Source organism: Paraburkholderia sp. SIMBA_053 (genome assembly GCF_046534895.1).
GTDB lineage: Bacteria > Pseudomonadota > Gammaproteobacteria > Burkholderiales > Burkholderiaceae > Paraburkholderia > Paraburkholderia caledonica.
In genome coordinates this window covers 1-253 of record NZ_JAWRXU010001193.1, presented here as the reverse complement: position 1 = coordinate 253, position 253 = coordinate 1, and the positions used below count along the sequence as shown (strand labels likewise).

Annotated in this window: 1 pseudogene; it reads left to right on the top strand. The window is 61.3% G+C overall.

Annotated elements, in window-relative coordinates:
• A pseudogene (locus SB753_RS39415) lies at positions 1-253 on the top strand (glycosyltransferase family 1 protein); the annotation flags it as partial.

The window sequence follows — 253 nt, the reverse complement described above, 5'->3', positions numbered from 1 at the left end:
CATCGTTCGACAAAGGCGGTCTGGAAAAGGTCGTGCTCGACTCGGCGATAGCTTTCGACCGTCAACGCTTCGATGTGACCATCGTGACGCCCGGCAAGGTTGGGCATCTGGGTGCCGTCGCGCGCGATGCGGGCCTGCGAGTGATCGGCTTGCCGGCCGATGACCCGCAGCGCGCCTACGACCGGTTATTGAGCGAGTTGCCAATCGACGTGGCCATGTCGCATTTTTCGAATGCGGGGTATCCGCTTTTTGC